Annotated in this window: 20 protein-coding genes; 6 read left to right on the forward strand and 14 right to left on the reverse strand. The window is 55.6% G+C overall.

Annotated features, from left to right (window positions below; all coding sequences use genetic code 11):
* Nucleotides 1-62: 62 nt before the first annotated feature.
* The gene (locus VRZ32_RS05710) at nucleotides 63-320 is read right to left on the reverse strand and encodes a DUF2312 domain-containing protein (protein WP_414524717.1); all 258 of its coding nucleotides are present in this window, start codon (nucleotides 318-320) and stop codon (nucleotides 63-65) included.
* Between the two features lie 276 nt (nucleotides 321-596).
* Here VRZ32_RS05710 and VRZ32_RS05715 point away from each other — a divergent pair, with 276 nt between their 5' ends.
* Entirely contained in the window at nucleotides 597-1,067 is a 471-nt protein-coding gene (locus tag VRZ32_RS05715; RefSeq protein WP_414524718.1) for a DUF1036 domain-containing protein, read from the forward strand.
* Nucleotides 1,064-2,503, forward strand: coding sequence for a pyruvate kinase (gene pyk, locus VRZ32_RS05720; protein ID WP_414524719.1), 1,440 nt, complete (start codon nucleotides 1,064-1,066; stop codon nucleotides 2,501-2,503). Before VRZ32_RS05715 ends, pyk begins: the two co-directional genes overlap by 4 nt.
* 461 nt (nucleotides 2,504-2,964) lie before the next feature.
* Here pyk and VRZ32_RS05725 read toward each other — a convergent pair whose 3' ends face one another.
* The 6 genes from VRZ32_RS05725 to VRZ32_RS05750 all read right to left on the reverse strand — a co-directional run bounded on the left by VRZ32_RS05725 (nucleotide 2,965) and on the right by VRZ32_RS05750 (nucleotide 9,396).
* On the reverse strand, nucleotides 2,965-3,768 hold the full coding sequence (locus VRZ32_RS05725) for a DUF1013 domain-containing protein (protein ID WP_414524720.1): 804 nt from the start codon (nucleotides 3,766-3,768) through the stop codon (nucleotides 2,965-2,967).
* A gap of 498 nt (nucleotides 3,769-4,266) precedes the next feature.
* Nucleotides 4,267-5,016 carry a YebC/PmpR family DNA-binding transcriptional regulator gene (locus VRZ32_RS05730; protein ID WP_414524721.1) on the reverse strand — a complete coding sequence of 250 codons (750 nt, stop codon included), beginning with the start codon at nucleotides 5,014-5,016 and terminating at the stop codon, nucleotides 4,267-4,269.
* Nucleotides 5,017-5,199: 183 nt separating this feature from the next.
* Entirely contained in the window at nucleotides 5,200-5,910 is a 711-nt protein-coding gene (locus VRZ32_RS05735) for a fumarylacetoacetate hydrolase family protein (RefSeq protein WP_414524722.1), read from the reverse strand.
* A 119-nt stretch (nucleotides 5,911-6,029) separates the two neighbouring features.
* Entirely contained in the window at nucleotides 6,030-6,818 is a 789-nt protein-coding gene (locus tag VRZ32_RS05740) for an enoyl-CoA hydratase (protein ID WP_414524723.1), read from the reverse strand.
* Between the two features lie 5 nt (nucleotides 6,819-6,823).
* Nucleotides 6,824-7,717 carry a 3-hydroxyisobutyrate dehydrogenase gene (gene mmsB / locus VRZ32_RS05745; RefSeq protein ID WP_414524724.1) on the reverse strand — a complete coding sequence of 298 codons (894 nt, stop codon included), beginning with the start codon at nucleotides 7,715-7,717 and terminating at the stop codon, nucleotides 6,824-6,826.
* A 182-nt stretch (nucleotides 7,718-7,899) separates the two neighbouring features.
* The gene (locus VRZ32_RS05750; protein WP_414524725.1) at nucleotides 7,900-9,396 is read right to left on the reverse strand and encodes a CoA-acylating methylmalonate-semialdehyde dehydrogenase; all 1,497 of its coding nucleotides are present in this window, start codon (nucleotides 9,394-9,396) and stop codon (nucleotides 7,900-7,902) included.
* Nucleotides 9,397-9,629: 233 nt separating this feature from the next.
* Between VRZ32_RS05750 and VRZ32_RS05755 the strand changes: the two genes are divergently transcribed.
* The 4 genes from VRZ32_RS05755 to VRZ32_RS05770 all read left to right on the forward strand — a co-directional run bounded on the left by VRZ32_RS05755 (nucleotide 9,630) and on the right by VRZ32_RS05770 (nucleotide 14,130).
* Nucleotides 9,630-10,535: a LysR family transcriptional regulator gene (locus VRZ32_RS05755; protein ID WP_414524726.1), complete on the forward strand. Its 906-nt coding sequence runs from the start codon at nucleotides 9,630-9,632 to the stop codon at nucleotides 10,533-10,535.
* Between the two features lie 170 nt (nucleotides 10,536-10,705).
* Nucleotides 10,706-11,473, forward strand: coding sequence for a 3-hydroxyacyl-CoA dehydrogenase (locus VRZ32_RS05760; protein ID WP_414524727.1), 768 nt, complete (start codon nucleotides 10,706-10,708; stop codon nucleotides 11,471-11,473).
* 200 nt (nucleotides 11,474-11,673) lie between these two features.
* The gene (locus VRZ32_RS05765) at nucleotides 11,674-12,864 is read left to right on the forward strand and encodes an acetyl-CoA C-acyltransferase (RefSeq protein ID WP_414524728.1); all 1,191 of its coding nucleotides are present in this window, start codon (nucleotides 11,674-11,676) and stop codon (nucleotides 12,862-12,864) included.
* 138 nt (nucleotides 12,865-13,002) lie between these two features.
* Complete coding sequence (locus VRZ32_RS05770) at nucleotides 13,003-14,130, forward strand: acyl-CoA dehydrogenase family protein (RefSeq protein ID WP_414524729.1); 1,128 nt, start codon at nucleotides 13,003-13,005, stop codon at nucleotides 14,128-14,130.
* 2 nt (nucleotides 14,131-14,132) lie between these two features.
* On the opposite strand, the gene VRZ32_RS05775 is transcribed toward VRZ32_RS05770, so the two are convergent.
* The 7 genes from VRZ32_RS05775 to VRZ32_RS05805 all read right to left on the reverse strand — a co-directional run bounded on the left by VRZ32_RS05775 (nucleotide 14,133) and on the right by VRZ32_RS05805 (nucleotide 22,723).
* Complete coding sequence (locus VRZ32_RS05775) at nucleotides 14,133-15,377, reverse strand: phenylacetate--CoA ligase family protein (protein WP_414524730.1); 1,245 nt, start codon at nucleotides 15,375-15,377, stop codon at nucleotides 14,133-14,135.
* A gap of 108 nt (nucleotides 15,378-15,485) precedes the next feature.
* Nucleotides 15,486-16,337 carry an ABC transporter ATP-binding protein gene (locus VRZ32_RS05780; protein WP_414524731.1) on the reverse strand — a complete coding sequence of 284 codons (852 nt, stop codon included), beginning with the start codon at nucleotides 16,335-16,337 and terminating at the stop codon, nucleotides 15,486-15,488.
* Nucleotides 16,338-16,436: 99 nt separating this feature from the next.
* Nucleotides 16,437-17,765 (reverse strand): ABC transporter substrate-binding protein, encoded by a 1,329-nt coding sequence (locus VRZ32_RS05785; RefSeq protein WP_414524732.1) that lies wholly within the window; start codon nucleotides 17,763-17,765, stop codon nucleotides 16,437-16,439.
* Between the two features lie 53 nt (nucleotides 17,766-17,818).
* A complete protein-coding gene (locus VRZ32_RS05790) occupies nucleotides 17,819-18,895 on the reverse strand; it encodes a branched-chain amino acid ABC transporter permease (RefSeq protein ID WP_414524733.1) in 1,077 nt (358 codons plus the stop codon).
* 12 nt (nucleotides 18,896-18,907) lie between these two features.
* A complete protein-coding gene (locus VRZ32_RS05795; RefSeq protein WP_414524734.1) occupies nucleotides 18,908-19,864 on the reverse strand; it encodes a branched-chain amino acid ABC transporter permease in 957 nt (318 codons plus the stop codon).
* Nucleotides 19,865-19,874: 10 nt separating this feature from the next.
* Nucleotides 19,875-20,690: an ABC transporter ATP-binding protein gene (locus VRZ32_RS05800; RefSeq protein ID WP_414525054.1), complete on the reverse strand. Its 816-nt coding sequence runs from the start codon at nucleotides 20,688-20,690 to the stop codon at nucleotides 19,875-19,877.
* A gap of 59 nt (nucleotides 20,691-20,749) precedes the next feature.
* On the reverse strand, nucleotides 20,750-22,723 hold the full coding sequence (locus tag VRZ32_RS05805; RefSeq protein ID WP_414524735.1) for an AMP-dependent synthetase/ligase: 1,974 nt from the start codon (nucleotides 22,721-22,723) through the stop codon (nucleotides 20,750-20,752).
* Between the last annotated feature and the right edge of the window lie 55 nt (nucleotides 22,724-22,778).

The raw sequence follows: 22,778 nt of genomic DNA on the forward strand, positions 1-22,778 counted from the left end.
AACAGGGCAATTGCGATCCGGTAATATCGCAATTGCCCTGTCTCATTCTTTGCCTTTAGAGGTTACCCCTGCATGCCAAGTGCTTGCAGATATAGCTCCAGAATAGCATCTTCCTCAGCGCGTTCTTCAACGGGCTTCTTGCGGATTGCTACGATCTTGCGAATCGCCTTGGCATCAAAGCCACGGCCCTTCAGCTCCCCATACACTTCCTTAATGTCACCGGCTATCGCGGCTTTTTCTTCTTCAAGGCGTTCGATTCGTTCAATAAATTGCTTCAGCTCATCTGCGGCAACGCCGCTGTCGGCTACGTCTGTGACCATGGATATTGCTCTTGCTTGATGGGCTTGCGCCCCGAAATGTGTCTGCGAATGGTGGCGCACACTATGGCAGCAGGCGGATCGACGCAAACCTTTCATGCTCGCGCTCAAGCGTTGCGTGCATCATTGTGGATTGCTCACAACAGATGGCTCGCAATTCAAGCAGGCCTGGGCCACCATTTTCACACTTATGCATCTGTCATTCAGGATTTTCTTGGCAGAGACCGGTGCCCCCTGAATAGGAAAGTGCTATATGGCAAACAGGAGATATCGCCCAATATGCCATACGCTGCCCGCCCATCTTATCGACGTTCGCTGACTTCCGCCCTCGTGGCAGGGATGCTCGGCATTGGTATGCTGCTGGGAATGTCAGGACAAGCGCTGGCGGATCTGCGTATTTGCAACATGACTGGAAGCCGTGTGGGTGTTTCGCTCGGCTATCGCGATAGTAAGGGCTGGCTAACGGAAGGCTGGTGGAACCTGGGTGTGCGCGATTGTCAGACGCTGATTAGTGGCACACTTGTTGCGCGGTATTACTACATCCACGCTGTTGATTATGATCGGGGCGGCGAGTGGGCCGGGCGCTCATTGATGTGCACGCGTGAGAAGGAATTCAGTATTCGCGGAATAGAGAATTGCTTTGCCCGCGGCTATGATCGCACTGGATTTTTCGAGGTCGATACCGGCCAGCAGAAAAGCTGGACAATCCAGCTCACAGAACAGAATCAACAGCGAGAGGAAGCCCAATGAGACGCGCACGCCGTACAAAAATCGTCGCGACCCTCGGCCCTGCGTCAAACGACGAGGAGATGATCTCCCGGCTGTTTCTGGCGGGCGTCGATGTATTCCGCATCAATATGAGCCATTCCACGCATGAAGTGCTGCGAGAACGGGTGCAGACCATCCGCGCGGTCGAAGAAAAATTCGCGCGGCCGATTGGCATTCTGGTGGATCTGCAGGGGCCGAAACTGCGCGTGGGTACGTTTGCAGACACGGCAGCGGTGCTTAAGAAAGGCGATGAGTTCATCCTTGATGGACATGATCGGCCAGGCAATGCCACGCGCGTGCAGCTGCCGCATCCAGAAATTCTGGAGGCGCTCGTGCCAGGTGATGCCATCCTGATCGATGACGGTAAGGTGCGCCTGGAGACCATCTCTGTCATAAGAGAACAGGGAATTATTATAGCACGTACGCGGGTTATTATTGGTGGCACGGTGTCGAACCGTAAGGGTGTGAGCTTGCCTGATACCACCATTCCGGTTTCTGCGATGACGGATAAGGATCGCGCCGATCTCGAAGCTGCCGTGCCGCTTGGCGTGGACTGGATTGCACTATCCTTTGTGCAGCGCCCGGAAGATATTGCGGAGGTGCGCAAGGTTACGCAAGGGCGCGCGCTGGTGATGGCCAAGATCGAGAAGCCACAAGCGGTTGCACGGCTTGATGAGATTATCGCGGCTTCTGACGGGCTGATGGTGGCGCGTGGCGATCTGGGTGTGGAAATGCCATTGGAGAAGGTGCCAGGTATCCAGAAACGTATCACACGTGCAGCACGGGCGCTTGGCAAGCCGGTGGTGGTGGCGACGCAGATGCTGGAGTCTATGATCACCGCGCCTGTACCTACCCGCGCCGAAGTATCGGATGTCGCAACTGCTGTGTTTGAAGGTGCGGATGCGGTGATGCTGTCGGCGGAAAGTGCTGCTGGTCAGTACCCGGTGGAGGCCGTTACCACCATGAACCGCATTGCGGAAGAGGTGGAGGGCGACATCAATTATGGCCTCATCATCCACGGCCAGCGCACGGATCCGGAACCCACGACCGCAGATGCGATTGCAGCCAGCGCTCGCTCGATGTCTGAAACACTCCAGCTGCCAGCTATTGTTGCGTGGACATCATCAGGTTCGACAGGTTTGCGGATTGCGCGCGAGCGCCCGCTGACTTCCGTGCTGGCGTTAACGCCAAATGTTGAAACAGCACGCCGTTTAGCGTTGGCATGGGGCGTACATGCGATCATCGCTGCAGATGCACGCGATGTAGATGATATGGTGCGCCGCGCATGCGAAATCAGCGTTGCAGAGGATTTTGCCAAGCCAGATCAGCGCATTGCTATTGTTGCAGGTATTCCCTTCGGCAAGCCGGGTGCAACAAACACAATTCGCATCGCCCGTGCGAGTAACACAGCGATATAAAGTGTTTGCCGATCAGATGCGATTAGAAATAACAGGCGACATCCGATCATCCTGACGGCTGTCGTTGCTGTTTCAGGAACGGTCTTTCTGCCTGTCCGCCATAGTCAACATGACATCCACGGGGAGCACTGGCGGGAGCTCGGTGCGCACGACAAAGTCCCGATCTACCCTGGCAATCAGGTTCGTGAAGCCGCGTAGCGCCTGGGACTGACTTGATTGGCTGCTGATCATTGGAATAGAGCGGATGATCGGTCCATTGACCAGTTCGGCACACCTAGATCATGCAGTCCTTGCGCAAAGTCCATTCCGCATGTCAGCGTGGGCGCTGTACACTGAATCCTCGACCAAGCAGAGCGTGTCTAGTGCTATGCAGTCGTTGATGGTTGCGCTCTCGATGGCGCCCAATAAAAAACCCGCCTCACATGTGTGTGGCGGGTTTTTTGTTTTTGTTTCAGGTGGCCTTAAGGCTGCTCATCCTGATTGTTTGTTGAGGTGAACACGCCGCCGAGGTCAACAGCATCAGCGCTGTCATCATTTTCGGCTGTATCCTGTGCCTCGTCCTGCTTGAGCGTCTTGAGCTTGGCAAACACGTTTTCAACGTCGATCGCGGGCTCTTCCTCACGCTTCGGCGACTTATGGTCACCAAACGGAGAGCTGGCAAAGACATCCTCAGGTGCCGTCGACACCTCAGTTGGCAGCAGGCTTTGGCCGCCATCGATATCCTGCGTGCGCACAGGTGCATCCTTGGCTGAACGCGCGACCTCAAAGTCAAGATCGATCTGCGAGCAAAGGCCAAGCGTAACCGGATCGGATGGCGTCAGGTTGGCTGAGTTCCAATGGGTGCGCTCACGAATCTGCTCGATCGTCGTCTTGGTTGTGCCGACGAGGCGCATGATTTGTGCGTCCTTCAGCTCCGGATGGCTACGTAGCAGCCAGAGGATGGCATTGGGGCGGTCCTGACGACGAGAAACAGGTGTGTAGCGCGGGCCGCGGCGGCGCTTTGCTTCAGGCAGCTTAACCTTGGGAGGCGCGATCCGCAGGACGTGCGTAGGGCTTTTCTCAGCGAGTGCGATTTCTTCACGCGTGAGCTGCCCACTGACTGTCGGATCCAGCCCCTTAATGCCGGAGGCGACTTCGCCATCGGCGATTCCCTTGACTTCTAGCGGATGCAGTTTGCAGAACTCAGCGATCTGCGAAAAAGTCAGCGCTGTATTGTCGACGAGCCAAACGGCGGTCGCCTTGGGCATCAGCGGTCCGGTGCTCATAGGGGTGGCTCCTTAGCTTTGGACGCCGCTTGTGGGCGGTGTCATGGTATGCAGCCGCTGCCGAAGGCTTTCACCAGCGTGGCCGAGCATGATCGGCCAAACAGGCAAAAGTCCCCGTTTTCCGGCCCAGCTTCTTCGGCTGGGCCGGTCAACGACCACCTGATTGATGGGAAGACTCCGCGAATATAAGGGCACGCGGACAAAATGGCAATTGACCCTTTGCGCAAAAATGCAATGGCTTTGCAAAATTTCAGAACTGCAGCCCATGATATGCTCATTCTTGCAATGATGTTGGCCATTCATTGAAAGGTTGAGCATAAATCAGAGACATTGTTCAGTGGATCAACCCTATCCTGAGCGCAGGCCTGCTTCATTGAATCACTCGACCGGGGTTATATACCCCGATCTTCGTGACTCTCCTTGCATATCCTGATCCCGTCAGTGCGGGGGAATGAACTGGCCATGAGCCCAGTCCAAATATCCACATGCGCTTGAGCTTCAATCAGCTGAAAGCTTCGCCAACAGGGCGTCCGAGAACTGGGCGTTTGTATAAACATTCTGGACATCATCGTTGTCTTCAAGCAGTTCGATCAAACGCATGACCTTCTCTGCTGCTTCGTCATCAACGGCGATGTCATTCTGTGCTTTCCAGACAAGCTTGGATGCGCGCGGCTCGCCGAACGTTGCTTCAAGCGCCTTGGAGACTGCAGCAAGAGAGCCCTGTTCGCAGTAGATTTCGTGCGTATCATCGTTGGAGATGACATCATCCGCACCTGCTTCAATTGCTGCTTCAAGCACTGAATCGCCATCGCCGACGCTTGCTGCGAATTCAATAAAACCCATGCGATCGAACATGAACGACACTGCGCCTGTTTCCGCCAGATTTCCGCCCGCCTTGGTGAAGTAGGAGCGCACATCGGAAGCAGTACGGTTGCGGTTGTCGGTCATCGCCTCGACGATGACAGCTGTGCCAGCGGGGCCATAGCCCTCGTAGCGAATTTCTTCGTAGTTATCGCTGTCGCCGCCAGATGCCTTTTTAATGGCGCGCTCAATGTTGTCTTTGGGCATATTTTCGGCGCGTGCCGCCAGAATCGCTGCGCGTAGACGCGGGTTGAGGTTGGGATCAGGCATGCCAAGACGTGCAGCGACGGTGATTTCACGCCCGAGCTTCGAGAATAGCTTGGAGCGCACGGCGTCCTGCTTTCCCTTGCGGTGCATGATGTTTTTAAACTGTGAATGTCCTGCCACAGGTGCCTCCGGAATGCAGGCGGCACATTGGACCCAGATCGAGCCGGGGTGGCCGCCCGGATAAGACGATTGTTATTTGTATTATTGCGCATAAACGCAAATCGAAATCTGTGCAACCGTAACCGGTAAGTTGGCGCTACACCATGCATCACATAATGCGGCTAGCAGAACTAACCTGGTATTTTAAACCTGTTTGGGGCCGATTGTCAGGGTCAATGGCTCCAGGCCGTTTACATAAGCTTCCAGCCGATCGCCTGGCTCAATGGGCCCCACGCCATCAGGGGTGCCGGTCAGAATAATGTCGCCGGGGGCAAGTTCAAAAAACGCGGAAAGACGGACAATAATTTCCGGAATTTTCCATATGAGTTTGCTGATATCGGAATCCTGCACGACCTTACCATTCACAGCGAGTGAGATTCGGCCGCTATCGATGAAACCGAGATCGCTTGCAGGCGTAAGCGGCCCAACCGGGAATGAGCGATCAAAGGCTTTGGCGATTTCCCATGGCTTGCCGTCTCTGCTTTGGATGTCGCGACGTGTGAGGTCAAGGCCAACAGCATAGCCCCAGATATGGTCAAGTGCCGTGTTTTCTGCGATGTCGCGTCCACCCTTGCCAATGGCGACCACCAGTTCAACTTCATGATGCAGGTTTTGCGTTTGTGAGGGGTAGGGAATTGTTGCGCCAGAGGCAACGACGGCGTCTGCGGGTTTTTGGAAAAAGATAGGGGGATCGCGGTCTGCGTTGCCGCCCATTTCGACTACATGGGCTGCATAGTTGCGCCCGATGCAATAGATGCGTCGCACGGGAAAGCGCTTTTCGCTCCCAACAACTGCAATGCTTGCCTGAGGTGGGACAGGGAGCACATAAGCATGCGTGTTGGTCGTTTCTGACATGGGGTTGATCCTCAACATTTTACATTGAAGGGGCACCATAGTCAGTTATGAGCGCATGTGCCAGCGTACAAAAATATGGCAGACCGTGCATGCATGCGCGGCCCGCCATGGAGTGGCATTTACCGATCGCGGAAGGCTGCCGGGCGCTTTTCGACGAAGGCTGCCATGCCTTCCTTCTGATCTTCAAGCGCGAACATGGACTGGAATACACGCCGTTCAAAGCGCAGCCCCTCAGCCAGTGTCGTTTCAGTTGCGCGATTCACGGCTTCCTTGTTCATCATGACAACCGGCAGTGAATAGGCAGCGATTGTCTCCGCAGCTTTCAGTGCTTCCTTCAGCAGATCAGCCGCAGGTACTACACGTGCCACAAGGCCGGCGCGTTCAGCTTCAGTAGCATCCATCATGCGGCCTGTAAGGCACATATCCATCGCTTTTGCGCGGCCAACGAGTTTTGTCAGGCGCTGGCTGCCGCCCATACCGGGCATCACACCCAGCTTGATCTCGGGTTGTCCAAATTTGGCTGTATCAGCGGCAATGATGAAATCTGCCATCATGGCCAACTCGCAACCACCACCCAACGCAAAACCAGCCACTGCTGCAATGATCGGCTTGCGCACTGCAGGCAAACGATCCCATGCGCTGAACCAGTCCGATACATACATATCAACGTATTGTTTCTGCTGCATCTCCTTGATATCAGCGCCGGCTGCGAAAGCTTTTTCCGAGCCGGTGATGACAATGCAGCCAATCGCTGGATCGGCAGCGAAAGCTTCAGCTGCTGCAAGCACTTCCTGCGTCAATTGCGTGTTGATGGCATTGAGAGCCTGGGGGCGATTCAGTGTGATCAGGCCAACGCGCCCGCGTTCACCATTGCCGTGCACTTCGATGAGAATGGTTTCATAGGTCATGAGGTCTATTTCCCTAAGTGGTCACCCCGCAGAAAGCGGATGATGGCGGAAAAGTCCTCGTTGCCATGGCCTAATTTCTCAAAAAGGTCAAATAACTGCGTTGCTTCAGCCCCCAGGGGGGTGGATGCCCCGGATGACAATGCCGCTGCTTGAGAGAGCTTCATGTCCTTCAGCATCAGGGACGTCATAAAGCCGGGTTTATAGTCGCGGTTAGCTGGGGAGTTTGCCACTGGCCCAGGCACTGGGCAGTTGGTTGTCAACGCCCAGCATTGGCCTGATGAAGTGGAAGCGACATTATATAGCGATTCATGCGAAAGACCGAGCTTTTCGCCAAGCACAAACGCTTCCGCCACCCCGATCATCGAGATACCGAGGATCATGTTATTGCAGATCTTGGCGGCCTGACCCGCACCCGCATCGCCACAATGGACAATGCGCTTGCCCATGGCTTGCAGGAAACTTTCCACGTGCGCAAACGCTGCTGCCGGACCGCCAACCATGAATGTGAGCGTTGCAGCTTCCGCACCCATTGTGCCGCCGGAAACAGGCGCGTCGAGAGTGATTTTGTCTGTGCCAGCAAAGATTGCATGAGCCTTGCGGGCGCTGTCGACATCAATTGTCGAGCTATCGATCACAAATGCACCGGTTTTGACGTGAGGGGCAATCTCCTCCCACACGTCGAGCACGAGCTTGCCATTAGGCAGCATGGTAAGAACAATATCCGCGTTTGCTACCGCATCGATGGCCGAAGCAGCAATGGTGACGCCACTGGCTTTTGCCGCCTCAAGTGAGGCTGGAGCAAGATCAAAGCCGGTAACCTTATGGCCCGCTTTAATCAAGTTGGCCGCCATTGGCCCACCCATATTTCCAAGACCAATAAACCCGATAGCACTCTTCATTTTGCGCTCTCCCCTGGGATGTATTGATCTTCGCATCAGGGTGGCCTGCAACTGGTACCTTTCTGTACTTCCTGGCCTCACGTACATTTTACGTTGGTCAGGTTTTCGAAAGGCACCTATTTCGGCTCATCCCTGATGCAATCTCAACCCATCCTTGACGTGTTTATTATGGCAGTTTTTTATCAACGCATTGTTGGAATAACGAATTCTGCGCCGTCCTTCACACCCGATGGCCAGCGTGAGGTGACGGTTTTGGTCTTCGTATAGAAACGGATTGAATCTGGGCCATGCTGGTTGAGATCACCAAAGCCTGATGCCTTCCAGCCGCCAAACGTATGGTATGCGATCGGCACTGGAATTGGCACATTGATGCCCACCATGCCCACATTCACACGGGCCGCGAAATCACGTGCAGCATCACCATCACGCGTGAAGATGGCAACGCCGTTGCCGTATTCATGGTCGGATGGCAATGCCAATGCCTCTTCGTAGTTGTTCGCACGCACAACCGAGAGCACGGGGCCGAAGATCTCTTCCTTGTAGATCTTCATTTCCGGTTTCACATTGTCGAACAGAGTGCCGCCAACATAAAAGCCATTCTCATAGCCCTGCAGCTTGAAGCCGCGCCCGTCCACGAGGAGCGAAGCGCCTTCCTGTACGCCGCTATCGATATAACTCTCGACACGCTCTTTCGCCTGTTTCGTAACCAGTGGGCCGTAATCGGCACCAGCATCTGTAGATGGACCGATGCGCAGTTTTTCAACGCGCGGCACAAGCTTTTCGATGAGCCGGTCTGCCGTTTCCTTACCCACTGGTACAGCAACAGAAATCGCCATGCAGCGCTCACCGGCCGAGCCATAGCCTGCGCCAATCAAGGCGTCGACAGTCTGATCAAGGTTGGCATCAGGCATGATGATGGCATGGTTCTTTGCGCCGCCAAAACATTGGGCGCGTTTGCCGGTTTCTGCCGCGCGGGAGTAAATGTATTGCGCAATCGGTGACGAGCCAACAAAGCCAACAGCCTTGATGTCACGATCATCCAGAATGGCATCGACAGCTTCCTTATCGCCATTGACGACATTGAGCACGCCAGCGGGCAGGCCGGCCTCCAGGAACAGTTCAGCGATACGCATCGGCACGGAAGGGTCGCGCTCGGAAGGCTTCAGAATGAAAGCATTGCCGCATGCAAGCGCAGGTGCAGCCTTCCACAGTGGAATCATGGCCGGGAAGTTAAAAGGAGTGATGCCCGCAACGACACCAAGCGGCTGACGAAGAGAGTAAACATCGATGCCGGTGCCAGCTGAATCCGTGAACTCACCCTTCAACAGATGCGGAATGCCGATGGCAAACTCGACAACTTCAAGTCCGCGCTGAATATCGCCCTTGGCGTCTGGCACAGTCTTGCCGTGTTCGCTGGCGAGAAGTTCGGCAAGGGAATCGTATTCCTTATGCACCAGCTCAAGAAACTTCATCAGCACGCGAGCGCGTTTTTGCGGATTTGTGGCAGCCCAGCCAATCTGTGCTTCCCGTGCATTCTCTACGGCTTCGCGCATTTCCTCCCGGGTAGCAAGCGCCACGCGCGCCTGTACTTCACCGGTAGAAGGATTGTAAACGTCCGCAAAGCGTCCGCTACGTCCTGCTACGCGCCGGCCGCCGATGAAATGTCCGATGTCATTCATACTGTGTCACTCCCTCAATCATGCACGCCTGCGAGAGGGTGCGATTATTATAGGTGCCGTGTGGCATTGCCTTGATATATCATCTTGGCGCATGGCCCGCTGGCAGGAATTTTCCACCTTCTTTGTTTGGCATGGAAATATGCGCTGTGATACCGGTAAAATTCGCGTATCGTTGTGCATAGATTCGCATACCAACGCTCTGGCGTGGGAATTTTTGCGCGAAGGATACCTTTATGGTCCAGCCATTCAACTGGGATCTTCTGCAATCTTTTCTGGCTATCGCACGCGCGGGACGCTTGACACTTGCCGCCAGGCGCCTGGGGATTGACCATTCAACGCTAAGTCGCCGGCTGGCAACGCTGGAGGCGACGCTTGATGCCACGCTGTTTGAGCGAACCATGGCAGGTTATGCGCTCACTACGCAGGGAGAGCATCTGCTCAAGCATGCTGAGAGCATTGAAAGCTCTGTTATCGCTTTGCAATCGGATATGGCGGATAGTCGTTCCACCGTCTCGGGTGTTGTGCGTATCGGTGCGCCGGAGGGGTTTGGCACAGCCTTTTTAGCGACGGTGATCGGGCGGTTATCGGTTGCGCATCCGGGGTTGGATATCCAGATTGTTGCAACCCCGCGCAACTTCAGCCTGTCACAGCGCGAGGCCGATATTGCGATTACATTGGCGCGTCCGTCACATGGAAGGCTGCATGCGCGCCTGCTGACGGAATATGAGCTTGGCATCTACGCCGCTCGCGATACGCCTGCGTTATGGCAGGATGTTGCGACACTGGATGACTGTGCCGGAAAGCCCTTTATCAGCTACATCGATGATATGATCTTTACGCCAGAACTGGATTATCTCTCTTCGATTTCGCGCGATATTACACCGCGCATCAAGAGCTCAAACCTGATTGCGCAATATCGTGCGGCTGCGGCGGGAGCAGGTTTATGCGTGCTGCCGTGCTTTCTTGTGGCTGATGATCCCCGCCTTATGCGCTTGCTGAACGAGGTGCGATTGCTGCGCAGCTTCTGGTTGCTGGTGCATAGCGATATGCGTGATCTGGCGCGCATTCGGGTTACTTCAGATTTCATTGCTGAAGAGGCTCGGCGCGCGAGAAACCTCTTTTTACCCGCTCTGTCTTAAGATTATCATGCGGTAGAGCTTGAAATCCTGTTGTCGAAACTTCTATTGCATCAAGAGCGAAACAAAGCCCATTGAATGCAGGTTTGATGCGCGATACCACTTGAGGGCTCATCTTTTACGACAACACGGCCTAAAGCTAATTCATAAATAAAATCATCAGGGGAAACGATATGCAGATCAGGGATCGGGTTTTTCTGATCACCGGTGGCGCATCTGGCTTGGGCGCAGCGGTTGCGCGCCATTTCGTTGCGCAAGAGGGCAGGGTGGTGCTGGTGGACATCGGTCGTGAAACCGGTGAGGCCCGCGCCAAAGAGCTGGGCGAAAATGCGCGCTTCGCCTTGACGGATGTTACCGATGCCGCTCAGGCACAGGCCGCTGTGCAGCTGGCAGTGGATCAATTTGGTCGTCTTGATGGTCTTGTGAACTGTGCCGGTGTTGCGCCGAGTGAGCGTGTTGTTGGAAGGCAGGGGCCGCATGCGCTGGAGAGCTTTGCCCGCACGATCTCGATCAATCTGATTGGGACATTTAACATGCTTCGTTTGGCGGCAGATGCCATTTCGAAAAATGAGCCGGATGACGAGGGCGAGCGTGGTGTTATCATTAACACGGCTTCCATTGCGGCGTATGATGGGCAGATAGGACAGGCAGCTTATGCGGCATCAAAAGGCGGCGTCGCAAGCCTCACGTTGCCGGTGGCGCGTGAACTTGCCCGCTTTGGTATACGCGTCGTGACAATTGCGCCCGGTGTATTTGAAACACCAATGATGGCTGCAATGCCGGAAGAAGTGCGCACGTCACTTGGCAACACGGTGCCGTTTCCGCCACGTCTGGGCAAGCCCGATGAGTTCGCCAGCCTTGTGCAGCACATCATCGAAAACCGCTTCCTGAACGGCGAAGTAATACGCCTCGATGGTGCCCTCCGCATGGCACCTCGCTGAGGATGTGTCGATCTACGCGCCATGGTGGCCTGCAACTGGCAACCTTCTCCGCTTCCGGTGCTCATGGACATTAAGTCCACTGCGCGCCGGTTCTCGAAGGTTACCAGTTTCGGCTCACCCTGGCGCGAAGCTCAACACATCCTTGGGGGCTGGTTTGAGGGGGCTATATCGTTATAAAAATAAATCTGGGAGGAGCTACTATGACGACGCATGATCCAATCGTGATCGCAGGCTATGCGCGTACGCCCATGGGCGGTTTTCAGGGCGATTTTAAAGATGTGAGTGCTGCCCAACTCGGTGCTGAAGCCATTCGTGCGGCTGTGTCACGCGCGGGCGTTCAGCCGGAGATGGTTGAGGAAGTTGTTTTCGGCTGCGTTTTGCCGGCAGGGCAGGGGCAGGCGCCTGCGCGCCAGGCAGCACTGGGGGGCGGGTTGCCGCTTGCTACCGGGGCAACCACCATCAACAAGATGTGCGGTTCTGGCATGAAAGCTGCGATGCTTGCGCATGATCTCATTCTGGCTGGCAGCGCTTCTGTCGTGGTTGCAGGTGGTATGGAGAGCATGAGCAATGCACCTTACCTGCTCGACCGTGCACGCTCCGGCTATCGCATGGGGCATGGGCGGGTGCTCGATCATATGTTCCTTGATGGCCTGGAAGATGCCTATGATAAAGGCCGCCTGATGGGTACCTTCGCGGAGGATTGCGCGCAGGAATATCAGTTTACACGCGAGGCGCAGGATGCATTCGCTATTACCTCGCTGACGCGTGCGCAGAAGGCTATGTCAGATGGCTTGTTTCGCGATGAAATCGTGCCAGTAGCGGTTAAGGCTGGCAAGGTTGAGCAGGTGATCAGTGCAGATGAGCAGCCGCCCAAGGCCAAGCTCGACAAGATCCCGACACTACGTCCGGCCTTCCGCGAAGGTGGCACGGTGACGGCGGCGAACGCCAGCTCTATTTCCGATGGTGCGGCTGCGCTGGTCCTGATGCGTCTTTCGGAAGCGGAAAAGCGCGGTCTGACACCGCTTGCAGCTATCCGTGGGCACAGCACCCATGCGCATGCACCAAACCTGTTTCCGACAGCGCCGATTGGTGCGATGAATAAACTGATGCAGCGTGTGGGCTGGTCGAAGGATGATGTTGATCTTTATGAGATCAATGAGGCTTTTGCGGTCGTCACCATGGCAGCGATGCATGATCTTGGTTTGCCGCATGACAAGGTGAACATTCACGGTGGCGCTTGCGCACTCGGTCATCCAATTGGCGCGTCTGGCGCGCGGGTGATGGTGACGCTGCTCGCTGCCCTCAAGACACACGGCCTCATGCGCGGTGTCGCATCGCTGTGCATTGGTGGTGGTGAGGCAACAGCGGTTGCTATTGAACGGATGAATTGATCTGCCCGCCCTGGTGGCCTGTAACTGGACTGCTCAGCCTTCAGTTTTCGATAGGCACCAGTTTCGGCCCACCTCTAACGGGTAGCTCAACACATCTGTTAGCGCTCTGCTGGTCACGCTATTTAACGGGAGGCAATAATGATCTTGTCTGATGATCAACTCGCCATTCAGGAAGCCGCGCGCGATTTCGCGCAGGAGCGGCTCAAGCCTTTTGCCGAGGAATGGGATCGTAAACACGAATTTCCGCATGATGCGATCCGTGAACTTGGCGAGCTTGGCTTTCTGGGCATGCTGCTGCCAGAGGAATATGGCGGATCAGATACGGGACAAGTCGCTTATGCGCTTGCGGTGGAAGAGATTGCTGCCGGATGCGGGCCAATCTCAACGATTATGAGCGTGCACAGCTCTGTGGGCTGCATGCCGATTTATAAATACGGCACCGAAGAGCAGAAACAGCGCTTCCTGCCCTCTCTTGCTTCTGGTGAGGCAATCGGCGGCTTTGCGCTTACCGAGCCGCAGGCGGGATCAGATGCAAGCGCGCTGCGCACCCGGGCACGTAAAGATGGCGACCATTATGTGATCAACGGCTCCAAGCAGTTCATCACCTCGGGCAAAAACGGCAAGACGATCATCGTCTTTGCTGTTACCGATCCTGATGCAGGCAAGAAGGGTATCAGTGCCTTCATCGTCCCCACCGACACGCCCGGTTATGAGGTTGTGCGGGTGGAGTTGAAGCTCGGGCAGCATCTTTCTGATACCTGCCAGCTGGCTTTCAACGACATGCGCATTCATGAGAGCCTGTTGCTTGGCAAGGAGGGCCAGGGTTACGCCATTGCCCTTTCCAATCTGGAAGGCGGGCGCATTGGTATTGCGGCGCAATCCGTTGGTATGGCGCGGGCGGCTTATGAGGCAGCGCGTGATTATGCGCGGGATCGTGTGGCGTTTGGCAAGCCTATCATCGAGCATCAGGCGGTTGCTTTCCGGCTTGCGGATATGGCAACCCGGCTTGAGGCTGCACGTCAGCTCGTGCTATCTGCGGCGGCGCTGAAGGAGGCCGGTCAGCCGTGCCTGAAACAGGCAAGCATGGCCAAGCTCTTTGCCTCTGAGGTTGCGGAGCAGGTGTGTTCGGACGCCATTCAGATCCACGGCGGCTACGGCTATCTGGCCGATTTTCCGGTTGAGCGTATTTATCGCGACGTGCGCGTCTGCCAGATTTATGAAGGCACCAGCGACGTGCAGCGCATCGTTATTGCGCGCGATCTTTGAGGTTAGGTGTAGCTGCGCTCGTCCGCGATAACTTTGCCATCATTTGGCAGGGTGTCGGGGGCGAGCAGTTCGATGGTGCCTTTCACCTTTGTCACGTTGTGCAGGGTGGTTGCGAGAGCGCCAACAAGCGCTTCAGCCTCAGACGGATCAGTAATGGGCGTTTCGGCTTTCAGCGTCATGGCGTCGGTTTCGTTCGCCCGGGTGACGACGAGTCGCAGTTTGCGGATATCAGGGTGTACCTTCGCAATTTCGGCCAGCTGTTCTGGACGAATGAACATGCCTTTGACTTTGGTCGTCTGATCGGCACGACCCATCCAGCCCTTGATGCGCTGATTGGTGCGCCCACAGGGACTTATTCCCGGCAGGATGGCGGATAGGTCGCCCAGTGCCAGCCTGATGATGGGGTGCAGTGGGTCCAGTGCGGTAACGAGCACTTCACCGACTTCGCCCTCAGGCACAGGATCGCCGGTGCCTGGCCGAACGATTTCGATGATCAGGCCTTCATTGATGATCAACCCTTCGCGTGCGCTGGATTCATAGGCTACCACGCCGCACTCAGCTGTTGCGTAAGCCTGAAAACCATCGACGCCCCGCTGAGCGAGTTCTTTTTGTAGCGAAGGTGGAAAGGCCGCGCCAGATACAACCGCTTTTTTGATTGAGGAAATATCGGCGCCTTTCTCCTGGGCGGCGTCGAGCAGGATTTTGAGAAAGTCTGGTGTGCCGGTGTAGCCTGCCGGCCGATAGGCCTCGATGATCTGTAGCTGTGTTTCGGTGTTGCCCGGTCCCGCCGGAATGACCGGGCACCCAAGAGCATTGGCACCAGAGTCAAAGATAAATCCACCGGGGGTGAGGTGGTATGAGAATGTGTTGAGCACAATCTCGCCCTCACGAAAGCCGGCAGCATAAAGCGCGCGGGCGGACCGCCATGCATCCCGACCAGCGACTTCGGGCTCGAAAATGGGGCCGGGTGATGCGAACAGGCGGCTGTATATGGGGGAAGGTGGGGCCAGTAGCCCCCCAAAGGGAAGGCTAGCCGCATGCAGCGCGGGCAGGTCAGACTTCCGCAACACGGGTAAAGTTGCGAGGGTTGCTCTATCGATGATCGCGGCGGAGTCGACCCCTTCCAGCCGGCCGGCCCATCCGGGTTGTTCACGCGCGGCATCGATAACGCTTGCGAGGCTTGTGAAGAGATCAGCTTCGCGTTCTGCAGGATCGCGTGTTTCGAGGTGGTGATTGAAAGCGGCCATGGAGAAAACTCCGGTTCCCATCTAAAACGAAATTCAGGGCGCTGGGGCGTATGGATAGAAATTGTTTGATAGTGCGCTGCGCTCTGGTGAGATAGCTGGTGCGGTTTCTCAGGAGAGCCATCTTTTGCGGCGTTTGTAGCTTTTTACGTCGCGGAAGGATTTGCGGTTCTCGCCGCCCACGCCAAGATAGAATTCCTTGACGTCTTCGTTTTCGCGCAGCGCTTTGGCTTCACCGTCCATCACGATGCGGCCGGTTTCCATGATGTAGCCATAGGTGGCGTAACGAAGGGCAATGTTGGTGTTTTGCTCGGCGAGGAGAAATGACACGCCCTCTTTGGTGTTGAGATCGCGTACAATCTCAAAAATTTCCTCAACCACTTGTGGTGCAAGGCCCATCGAAGGCTCATCGAGCAGGATCATGGAAGGTTTGGACATCATCGCCCGGCCAATCGCACACATCTGCTGCTCGCCGCCAGAGGTGTAGCCAGCCATGGAGTTCTTGCGTTGGGCCAGACGAGGAAAGTACTCGTAAACCTTCTCCATATCGCGCTTGATGGCTGCCTTGCCATCGCGGCGGGTGAAGGCGCCTGTCAGCAGGTTTTCCTCAATGGATAAATGGCCAAAGCAATAACGCCCTTCCATCACTTGTATGCAGCCGCGCCGCACCAGCTCATTCGGCGACAGCTGATCCACGCGCTCGCCCTTGAACTGGATCGACCCCTTGGTCACTTCGCCGCGCTCTGCATGAAGCAGGTTGGAAATGGCTTTGAGGGTAGTGGTTTTGCCCGCACCATTTGCACCCAGCACCGCCACAATGCCTCCACGCGGCACTGTCAGCGACACGCCCTTGAGCACAAGGATGACGTGGTCATAAATCACCTCGATATTGTTTACCGACAGGATGGTTTCAGTCGCGCTTTGCGTTGTGGCTGTTGGTGCGGTGGCTGTTAACTGGCTCATTCACGATCCCTCCGTTTGCTCCCAAAGAGGAGGAAGCTGATTGGTGGATGGGGGATCGCGATATTTATCATCGCGATCCCGCTATCTCTGTGCCACGCGTTATGCGGGTGCGTCACATGTTTCTGTACGCTTGGGCCAGCCAGTGTTTTTGGTGGCGTATTCTTGCGCGGCTGCTTTCAGCAGCGGTGAAACGCGGTCATGGAGTGGCTCGATCAGATCGGTGGTGCGCACCCATTTTTCACCATCCCATTCCTGTAGGAAGGCTGCCTTGTGGCCGTTGTGATCGGTACAGGTGAGCTTGAGTGGTTCAGCAAAACCCTCAAGGCCAAGCTCTTTCAGGCGCTCTGGCGTGATGTTGATAGATTCAAGCCCGCGCCGCACGTCTTCACCGGTTACCACTTTCTTGCCAGTGATTTTCTGCGCGTTGGCGATGGCTTCTGCAATCAGCAGTGAATTGTAGACGCCGCGATTGTAGAGCACATCCCCAATCTTGGCGGCATCGGTCTTGCTTTTGCCGGTCTCAACGAGGTGCTTCTTGATGTCCTGAAGCGCGGGATAGTCAGCGCCAACACCATGCCAGTTCAAGATCTTGAAGCCCTTGGCGGCAGGACCTGCCGAGCGCACATCGTCCTCGCCGGGCCACCAGATCGAGAGGAACTTATCCATGGGATAGTTGATCTTGATCGCTTCCTTCACCGCTGTCGGGTTCAGTGCACCCCAGCCAAACAATACCACGTAATCAGGTTTGTCACGGCGAATGCTCAGCCATTGCGAGGATTGGTTCTGCATGCTGTCAGCGGGAACCGGGTACAGCTTCAGATCAAAGCCGATTTCCTTCGAGAGCTCTTCAAGCAGCGGGATGGGTTCCTTGCCGAAGCCGGCATCAAGGTAGATGTAGCCGATGCGCTTGCCCTTGAGCTTCTCAAGACCACCTTCTTGCGTTCCGATGTGGCTCAGGATCATCGACATTCCATCCCAGTATGTATCTGGCGGATTGAAGATCCACGGGAAGGTTTCTCCATCTGCAGAAGCGGAAAGACCGTAGGCCATTGAGAGAACCGGCACCTTGTCAACGCCCGCCTTTGGGATCAATGACAAGGTTGTGCCCGTGGACCATGGGTTGACGATGACGGGCTTTTTGCCCTTCACGGCTTCATAACATTCAACACCCTTTTTGGCGTCATAGCCGGTTTCGCATTCCTCAACGCGTATTTTCACGCCGCCGATGCCGCCATCGCGTTCATTAAGCATCTGTAGGTAATCATTCATGCCGTTGGCAATGGGAATGCCCGAGCCGGAAAATGCACCTGTGCGGTAGGTGAACAGGGGCACGTAGATTTCATCCTGGGCGCTTGCGGGTTGAATAGCGAAGGCAGTGGATGCCGCCATCGCAACCGACAAAGCTATCGCTTGGTATTTCTTGAGCATTTCTCTCTCCCCAGTTGCAGGCGCCTTTCCGGCGCCTTTTCATCGCGCTCCCATTAGTAGGGGAACGGCCATGTCCGTAATTTCTGCTTCAAGGTTTGCCACAGGCGCGCAAGGCCGTGCGGCTCAACGATCAGAAACACAATGATCAGCGCGCCAATGATCATGTAATTGAGGTGCTCAACCGTGGCGGCCCCCACCGAGATGCCAACGCTTTCCGGCAGATAACGGATCACAATTGGCAGTATGTAGATGAACGCCGCGCCCATGAACGAGCCTACAAGACTGCCTAACCCGCCAATAATCACCATGAACAGAACCAGGAACGACATGTTGATGCTGAAGGCATCCGGTTCTGCCGATCCAAGGTAGAGGAACACCATGAGCGATCCCGCAACACCCGCGTAAAAAGATGACACGGCAAAGGCGAGCAGCTTGGTGGGTAAAAGCCGGATGCCCATCAGTTCGGCGGCGATATCCATATCGCGGACAGCCATCCACATCCGTCCTATGCGTCCATGCACGAGGTTTGATGCCACCACGGTCAGCAATGTCACGATGGACAGCACCACCAGATAGCGCACTTCGGGTGCGGCATTAGGGCCGGTGATGGGGATGTCGAACAGCGTGCGTGTTGGTACTTCGATGGCACCTGAAATATTGTAGTTGGTGAGCCATGGAATGCGCACGAAGCACCATTGCAGAAAGAACTGCGCTGCCAGCGTGGTTACGGCTAGATAAAATCCCTTGATGCGCAAACTCGGTAGCCCGAAAAATACGCCGACAAGGGCTGAGAAAAGCCCGGAGGCCAGTATCCAGATGATGACATTTACTTCTGGGAACACGGTGGTCAGCTTGTAGCAGGCGAAGGCGCCCACCCCCATGAAGCCTGCATTGCCCAGCGATAGAAGCCCCGTGTAGCCAGTGAGCAGATTGAGCCCGATTGTCGCCAGCGCAAATACCAGAAACGGTATCATCACCGCATTGAGGAAAAAGCTGCCGCCGAAAAAGGGTATGGCGATGAAGGCAATGACGAGGATGATGGCAAGGCCGATCTTGTCCTGCCGGATCGGGAAGATCGCCATATCGTCGGCGTAGGTGGTTTTGAACTGGCCAGCCTCACGATAAAACATGATGGCGCTCCCTTAGATGCGTTCGATGATCTTGTCGCCGAACAGGCCTTGTGGCCGGAACAGCAGGAAGACAAGCGCAATGAAATACGCCAGCCAGCTCTCGATGCCGCCACCCACCAGCGGCCCCCAGTAGAATTCGCCAAGCTTCTCGCCAATGCCGATGATCAGGCCACCCACAATCGCCCCGGGTACCGACGTGAAGCCGCCGAGGATGAGCACGGGCAACGCCTTCAGCCCAACAATCTGCAGCGCGAAGGAAACATCAGACCGTGCGCCCCACATAATGCCGGTGGTCAGCGCAACAACGCCTGCCGTGAACCATACGATCACCCAGATTTGGTTGAGTGAAATGCCCACTGACAGTGCAGCCTTGTGACTGTCCGCCACCGCCCGAAGAGCGCGGCCGATACGGGTTTTCTGAAAGAATACAGCAAGCCCTGCCACCATGATCGAAGCAATAAGCGCTGCTGCGATATCGATTTTCTGCAAGGAGACAAAGCCATCCAGCATCTCGAACTCAACAGAACCTGAAGGCAGAAAGAGCTCTTCCGTGATCATGGATTTCGGATTGCCGCCGAAGATCAGTTCGCCAAAGCCGATGAGGAAATAAGTGAGGCCGAAGGTGGCCATGAACAGGATGATATCCGGCTGGTTCACAAGCGGGCGCAGCATCACCCGCTCCACGCCAACTGCCAGCAGATACATGATGCCTATCGTGAGCACGAGGGCGAGCAGGGCAGGCACGCCGATCTCGAACAGTCCAACCAGCGTGAGCGCCGCGAACACCACCATAATGCCCTGAGCAAAGTTAAACACGCCAGATGCCTTGAAGATCAGCACGAAACCCAGTGCAATCAGCGCATAAAGCACGCCAGAGACAAGGCCTTCCCATAGCGTTTGCACCAATAGATCAGGCGCTGATACCATTTGCGCGAATGGTTCGACGAAGATGCTATACAGAATGTCCATGGCATCCTCCTCAATGCGCCACGCCGAGATAGGCATCGATAACGCGGCTGTCGTTCTTCACTTCATCAGGTATACCGTCAGCGATCTTGCGGCCGTATTCCAGCACCACCACGCGGTCGGAGAGGTCCATCACCACGCCAATATCGTGCTCGATCAGGGCGATGGTGGTGCCGAATTGATTGTTCACGTCGATGATGAAGCGGCACATGTCCTCTTTTTCTTCAAGGTTCATGCCGGCCATCGGTTCGTCGAGCAGCAGCAAATCGGGCTCCATCGCGAGGGCGCGGCCCAGCTCTACGCGCTTTTGCAGGCCATAAGGCAGGCGCCCCACAGGGGTTTTGCGGATGGCTTCGATTTCAAGAAAATCAATGATTTCCTCTACGAACTTCCGATGCTCGATCTCCTCACGCATTGCGGGGCCGTGGCGCAGCATTTGCCAGAAGAAGCCACGGTGCATTTTCAGCGTACGACCGGTCATGATGTTATCGAGTGTAGACATGCCCTTGAACAGCGCCACGTTCTGAAATGTGCGTGCAATGCCCTGGTTTGCTGCCACACTTGGACGCATCCGTGAACGGGTTTTGCCTTTGAAGGAAATGCGCCCTTCCTGCGGGTTGTAGAAGCCATTGATGACATTGAGCATGGAGGTTTTACCGGCACCATTGGGGCCAATAATGGCGCGGATTTCGCCTTTGCGGATATCGAACGATACATCCGTAATGGCCTTTACGCCGCCAAAGCGCAGCGAGACGTTTTCAACATTGAGCAGAACCTCGCCTGTGCTTCCGCTTCCAGTTCCGCCGCCTGTGCCGCCGCCTCTGCCCATGTGTGGCGCTCCCGTTAAATCTGGCGTTCTCATTTTTCGCCCCCTGTATGGGTTGCCATTCAGGCTGCCTTGGTTGCTGCCTGCTGCTGGATCGGGATCACCGCTATGTTGCGGATTTTGACGCGGGCAGAGATCGCGCCTTTACGGCCATCTTCAAAGGTCACTTCTGTGGTGATGTCTTCTTCATCCTTGCCACTATAGAGGGCTTCGATCAGCGGCTGGTAGCGCTCGGCGATGAAGCTGCGGCGCACTTTTTGAGTGCGTGTGAGTTCACCGTCATCAGCATCGAGTTCCTTATGCAGGATCAGGAAACGATGCACTTGCGCACCTGCCATCAAGGGTTCGCGTGCCAGTGCGCGGTTAACTTCCTCAACGTTTCTCTGCAGCATGTCATACACTTGCGGATGCCCCGCGAGTTCCTGATACGAGGCATAGGAGACGTTGTTGCGCTCCGCCCAGTTGCCGACAGCTGTCAGATCAATATTGAGAAAACACGTAACGAAATCGCGATTGTCGCCAAATGCCACTACTTCCTTGATGTTATGGAAGAATTTCAGCTTGTTCTCGATGTACTTGGGCGGAAACAGCGCACCGCTGGCCAGTCTGCCGACATCTTTTGCCCGGTCGATGATTTTCAGGTGGCCATCTGCCTCGAAAAACCCTGCATCGCCCGTTTTTACAAACCCATCAGGGGTGAGTGTTTCAGCAGTTTTTTCGGGGTCCTTGTAGTAGGCAATGAATTGCCCCGGAGAGCGGAATTGCACTTCGCCATTCTCGGCAATGCGGATTTCTACATTAGGCGTTGGTGGCCCAACGGTATCGGCGCGGATATGGCCATCGGGTTGTGCTGTAACGTAGAGGAAAGCTTCTGTCTGGCCATAAAGCTGCTTCAGATTCAGCCCCAGTGATCGATAGAAAGAAAACAGATCCGGTCCAATCGCTTCACCCGCAGTATAGGCTACCCTGATGCGTGAGAAACCTAGAACATTCTTCAAAGGCTCATAAATCAGCAGCTGCCCCAAGCCGTAAAGTAACCGCCCGCCCAATGGCACAGGCTCACCATTCAGCAGTTTCTCGCCGTATTTTTTGGCTACACCAATGAAGTAGTGGAATAGCTTTCGCTTCAATGTGCCAGCATCTTCCATACGGATCATGACGCGTGTGAGCAGTGCTTCAAATACCCGTGGTGGTGCAAAGTAGAAGGTGGGGCCGATCTCGCGCAGGTCCTGTTCGGCTGTTTCAGATGCTTCCGGACAGGCCATGCAGAAGCCGGCGACAAGCCCCTGCGCGTAGTTGAGATAATGATCGCCCACCCACGCAATCGGCAGATAGGCCAGCACTTCATCCTGGTCGGTCAGCTTGTCGAACGCCACAGTGTCTGTTGCTGCATCAATGCAGCCTTTTGCGGTCAGCACCACGCCTTTGGAGCGCCCCGTCGTGCCCGAAGTGTAGAGGATAATTGAGGTATCAGTGCCGCTGCCCTGTGCGATGCTGGCATCGATCTGTGCGCGGATCGCATGGTTTTCAAGTAGGTTGCGGCCGGTGGCAATGATCTCGTCGATGGCATGCAGTTTTGCGTGATCATAATCCCGCAGGCCGCGCGGTTCGTCATAGAAAAGATGCAATAACTGCGGCAGTTTATCAGATACGGACAGCAGCTTATCAACCTGCTCCTGATTCTGCACGGCAGCAAATTTCACGTCGGCATTCTCGAGAATGTAGGCGATCTCATCTGCCACTGCATCAGCATAGACTGGCACAGGTACTGCGCCAAGCACCTGCGCCGCCATCACGGTCCAATAAAGCTTCGGCCGGTTAGCACCAACAATTGCCACCGCATCACCGCGCCTGACGCCAATGGCCGACAATCCCGCAGCGTAAGCACGGACTATTTCAAAGCTCTCAGCCCAGCTCCAGGTTTGCCAGATGCCGTAGTCTTTATGGCGGATAGCTGGCCTCTCCGCGCGTATGGCAGCGTTGTACGCCAGAAGCTTGGGAAAGGTATCCAGATGTGCGGAGTCGTTCGTCGGCATGACGTAAACCCTCCCGTAAGGCCTTGAAAGACCTGATGACGTTCCCTCGGGGCAC

Origin of the sequence: Pseudochelatococcus sp. G4_1912, from assembly GCF_047501465.1 — a bacterium.
Lineage (GTDB): Bacteria > Pseudomonadota > Alphaproteobacteria > Rhizobiales > Beijerinckiaceae > Pseudochelatococcus.

Coding starts and splice junctions, on each gene's coding strand:
- VRZ32_RS05710 (WP_414524717.1), bottom strand. CDS start 320: ATGGTCACAGACGTAGCCGACAGCGGCGTTGCCGCAGATGAGCTGAAG.
- VRZ32_RS05715 (WP_414524718.1), top strand. CDS start 597: ATGCCATACGCTGCCCGCCCATCTTATCGACGTTCGCTGACTTCCGCC.
- pyk (WP_414524719.1), top strand. CDS start 1,064: ATGAGACGCGCACGCCGTACAAAAATCGTCGCGACCCTCGGCCCTGCG.
- VRZ32_RS05725 (WP_414524720.1), bottom strand. CDS start 3,768: ATGAGCACCGGACCGCTGATGCCCAAGGCGACCGCCGTTTGGCTCGTC.
- VRZ32_RS05735 (WP_414524722.1), bottom strand. CDS start 5,910: ATGTCAGAAACGACCAACACGCATGCTTATGTGCTCCCTGTCCCACCT.
- VRZ32_RS05740 (WP_414524723.1), bottom strand. CDS start 6,818: ATGACCTATGAAACCATTCTCATCGAAGTGCACGGCAATGGTGAACGC.
- mmsB (WP_414524724.1), bottom strand. CDS start 7,717: ATGAAGAGTGCTATCGGGTTTATTGGTCTTGGAAATATGGGTGGGCCA.
- VRZ32_RS05750 (WP_414524725.1), bottom strand. CDS start 9,396: ATGAATGACATCGGACATTTCATCGGCGGCCGGCGCGTAGCAGGACGT.
- VRZ32_RS05755 (WP_414524726.1), top strand. CDS start 9,630: ATGGTCCAGCCATTCAACTGGGATCTTCTGCAATCTTTTCTGGCTATC.
- VRZ32_RS05760 (WP_414524727.1), top strand. CDS start 10,706: ATGCAGATCAGGGATCGGGTTTTTCTGATCACCGGTGGCGCATCTGGC.
- VRZ32_RS05765 (WP_414524728.1), top strand. CDS start 11,674: ATGACGACGCATGATCCAATCGTGATCGCAGGCTATGCGCGTACGCCC.
- VRZ32_RS05770 (WP_414524729.1), top strand. CDS start 13,003: ATGATCTTGTCTGATGATCAACTCGCCATTCAGGAAGCCGCGCGCGAT.
- VRZ32_RS05775 (WP_414524730.1), bottom strand. CDS start 15,377: ATGGCCGCTTTCAATCACCACCTCGAAACACGCGATCCTGCAGAACGC.
- VRZ32_RS05780 (WP_414524731.1), bottom strand. CDS start 16,337: ATGAGCCAGTTAACAGCCACCGCACCAACAGCCACAACGCAAAGCGCG.
- VRZ32_RS05785 (WP_414524732.1), bottom strand. CDS start 17,765: ATGCTCAAGAAATACCAAGCGATAGCTTTGTCGGTTGCGATGGCGGCA.
- VRZ32_RS05790 (WP_414524733.1), bottom strand. CDS start 18,895: ATGTTTTATCGTGAGGCTGGCCAGTTCAAAACCACCTACGCCGACGAT.
- VRZ32_RS05795 (WP_414524734.1), bottom strand. CDS start 19,864: ATGGACATTCTGTATAGCATCTTCGTCGAACCATTCGCGCAAATGGTA.
- VRZ32_RS05800 (WP_414525054.1), bottom strand. CDS start 20,690: ATGGGCAGAGGCGGCGGCACAGGCGGCGGAACTGGAAGCGGAAGCACA.
- VRZ32_RS05805 (WP_414524735.1), bottom strand. CDS start 22,723: ATGCCGACGAACGACTCCGCACATCTGGATACCTTTCCCAAGCTTCTG.